Raw genomic sequence first — 3313 nt, 5'->3', positions numbered from 1 at the left:
GAAACGGGCGCGGGAGGGCGCATCCCTTTCGGAGCCTCGGAGCCTCGGAGCCTCGGAGCCTCGGAGCCTCGGAGCCTCGGAGCCTCGGAGCCTCGGAGCCTCGGAGCCTCGGAGCCTCGGAGCCTCGGAGCCTCGGAGCGCGCGAAGGTCAGTCGTCTTCGACCTGCATCAGGATCGCGCGGGATTGCGAGGTGAACTCGCGCCGCCAGAGCATGGCGCAGGTTACCGCCGTGCCGGCCAGCAGACCCCAGGGACCGGCGAACCAGCAGGCGGCGGCGAGGGCGAAGTAGATCGACCGCAGGCCGCGGTTGAAGCTGCGCGCGGCGAAGATGTTGATCTGTGCCGCCTTCAGAGCGCGGGGGATCGCCTTGGGGTCCTTCGGATCGTTCGGCACCGCGCCCATCAGGACCCCGCAATAGCCGAACAGCCGGCTGGACCATACGAACTTCAGGAAGGCATTGGCGAGGAAGAGCAGCACGAGGAACAGCTTGATTTCCCAGTAGACCGCCGGGCTGCGTTCGGCGCCTAGATCGGTGGCGATGCCGCGCAGCTGGTCGGAATTGCCCAGCAGGGCCAGGGCCCCGCCGATGGCGATCATCGTCGACGAGGCAAAGAAGCCGACATTGGCGCGCAACGTGCCGAGGATCTGGGCGTCGAAGATCCTCGGGCTGCGCTCTGTCATCTTGCGCAGCCATTCGCGCCGGTATTCCCCCATCAGCAGCGAGACCGAGGGTTTCGACTGGCTGGGATGCTCTATCCTCCAGCCGATCAGCAGCCACGAGCCAAGGATGACCGCCACGCCCAGGGCGTCGGCGAAGCTGAAGAGGGAGAGATAATCGCTGAACATCATGGCCCTTAGTTACCTTTCCCATGTCGGCCTTGCCTACGGGAAAAATTGGTTCTAAAAACTTACCAATCATGCAGGGCGCACCGCGCCACAGCCATCCGCGAGGGAGGAGAGCCATGCAGATGCCTCAGCCGGACGCCCGCGTCCTGGCCCGCAAGCCCGAGGTCGTGGCCGCCTTGCGCAAGGTGCTGCCCGTAAGCGCGGTCATCGACGATCCGGCGGAAACCCGTGCCTATGAATGCGATGCGCTGACCGCTTACCGCTGTCCGCCGCTCTGTGCCGTGCTGCCCGCCAGCACCGAAGAGGTCGCCGCCGTGCTGAAGATCTGTCACCGCATGGGGGTGCCGGTGGTGCCGCGCGGGGCCGGGACCTCGCTGGCCGGGGGCGCCTTGCCGACGGCGGATTCGGTGATCCTGGGCGTGGCGCGGATGACGCAGGTTCTTGAGACCGACTATGCCAATCGCTTCATTCGTGTGCAGACCGGGCGGACCAACCTGTCCGTCTCGGGCGCGGTCGGGGAGGAGGGCTTCTTCTACGCCCCCGATCCCTCCAGCCAGCTGGCCTGCGCGATTGCCGGGAACATCGCCATGAACTCCGGGGGGGCGCATTGCCTGAAGTACGGGGTGACGACGAACAACCTGCTGGGCGTGACCATGGTGACGATGGAGGGCGAGGTGATCGAGCTGGGCGGGGCGCATCTGGATGCTGCCGGGCTGGACCTGATGGGGCTGGTCTGCGGCTCCGAGGGCCAGCTGGGCGTGGTGACCGAGGCGACCCTGCGCATCCTTGCCAAGCCCGAGGGCGCGCGTCCCGTCCTGATCGGCTACGACAGCCTGGAGGTCGCCGGGCAGTGTGTCTCGGACATCATCGAGGCGGGGGTGCTGCCTGTCGCCATCGAGTTCATGGACCGGCCATGTATCCGGGCGACGGACGCGTTCTCCGGTGCCGGCTATCCCGATTGCGAGGCGCTGCTGATCGTCGAGGTCGAGGGCAGCGAGGCCGAGATCGCCGAACAGCTTGAGATCATCACCGGCATTGCCCGCAAGCACGACCCGGTGGAGCTGCGCGAGAGCGGCTCGGCCGAGGAAAGCGCGCGGATCTGGCTGGGGCGGAAGTCTGCTTTCGGCGCCATGGGCCAGATCAACGATTACATCTGCCTGGATGGCACCATCCCCGTGTCCGCGCTGCCCGAGGTGCTGCGGCGGATGGGGGATCTGAGCCGGAAGTTTGGCCTCGACGTGGCAAACGTCTTCCATGCGGGCGACGGCAACATGCATCCGCTGATCCTGTTCAACGCCAACCAGGAGGGCCAGCTGGCCCTGGCCGAGGGCTTGGGCGCCGAGATCCTGAAGCTTTGTGTCGAGGTCGGTGGCTGCCTGACCGGAGAGCACGGCGTCGGTGTCGAGAAGCGCGACCTGATGGAGCACCAGTATCGGCCCGCCGATCTGGAAGCGCAGATGCGCGTCAAGGATGTCTTTGATCCGCAATGGCTGCTGAATCCCGCCAAGGTCTTTCCGCTGTCGGTGTCTGCGGGACGCCGGGAGGGGGGCCTTGCCCCCCATGTCGCCTGACGGCGCCATTCCCCCCAGAGTATTTGGAGCCTAGTGATGATGAGACCCGGAACCGAGGCCGAGCTGGCCGAGATCCTGGCAGGCGCGCGCGCACCGCTGGCCGTCAGGGGCGGCGGGACGCGGGGTGTGGCGCTGACCGGTGACGTGGTCGAGACCGGCGGGCTGTCGGGGGTGCGGCTGTACGAGCCGGGCGCGCTGACGCTGGTCGTCGGGGCTGGCACGCCACTGGCCGAGGTCGAGACGCTTCTGGCCGAGAAGGGGCAGCGGCTGGCGTTTGAGCCGATGGATCACCGGGTCTTGCTGGGCGGTTCGGGCGAGCCGACGATCGGCGGGGTCGTGGCGGCCAATGTCTCGGGGCCGCGCCGGGTGCAGGTCGGGGCCTGCCGCGATCACCTGCTGGGGGTGCGGTTCGTCGATGGCTCGGGCGAGGTGATCTCCAACGGCGGGCGGGTGATGAAGAATGTCACCGGCTACGACCTGGTGAAGCTGATGGCGGGAAGCTGGGGGACGTTGGGGGTTCTCTCCGAGGTCTCGCTGAAGGTGCTGGCGCAGCCGCAGTCGGAGGCGACGTTGGTGCGGCGCGGAGTGGGGGCGGCAGAGGCTGTCGCCGATCTGTGTCGCGCCATGGGCACGCCCTATGACGTCTCGGGCGCGGCCTGGCTGGAGCAGGGCGAACAACTGCGCCTGCGGGTCGAGGGGCTGGCCGGGTCGATGGCCTACCGGGCTAAGTCGCTGGGCGAGGCGCTCGGCGGCGGGTTGGAGCTGGTCGAGGGTGAGCAGAGCGCCGCGCTCTGGCGCGAGGTGCGGGACGTGGCGCCCTTTGCCGGGACGGCGGGGGCCGTCTGGCGGATCTCGGTCAAGCCGACGGATGCGCCGGGGCTTCTCGACGCGCTGG

General features: G+C 68.1%; 3 protein-coding genes. 2 read left to right on the top strand and 1 reads right to left on the bottom strand.

All coding sequences use genetic code 11. The annotated features are described in order from the left end of the window. Positions 1 to 148: 148 nt before the first annotated feature. Entirely contained in the window at positions 149 to 850 is a 702-nt protein-coding gene (locus OS124_RS0107360) for a DUF599 domain-containing protein (RefSeq protein ID WP_010138824.1), read from the bottom strand. A 113-nt stretch (positions 851 to 963) separates the two neighbouring features. On the opposite strand from OS124_RS0107360, the gene OS124_RS0107355 reads away from it, so the two are divergent. Both OS124_RS0107355 and OS124_RS0107350 read left to right on the top strand, forming a co-directional pair. Continuing rightward, positions 964 to 2418: an FAD-linked oxidase C-terminal domain-containing protein gene (locus OS124_RS0107355; RefSeq protein ID WP_010138823.1), complete on the top strand. Its 1455-nt coding sequence runs from the start codon at positions 964 to 966 to the stop codon at positions 2416 to 2418. A gap of 39 nt (positions 2419 to 2457) precedes the next feature. Then, positions 2458 to 3313: FAD-binding protein (locus OS124_RS0107350; protein ID WP_040606837.1), on the top strand; the 856-nt coding region annotated here is incomplete at its 3' end.

Origin of the sequence: Oceanicola sp. S124, assembly GCF_000220565.1 — a bacterium.
Lineage (GTDB): Bacteria > Pseudomonadota > Alphaproteobacteria > Rhodobacterales > Rhodobacteraceae > Pseudooceanicola.
The sequence above is the reverse complement of the archived record's forward strand: the minus strand, read 5'-3'. Positions and strand labels throughout refer to the sequence as shown.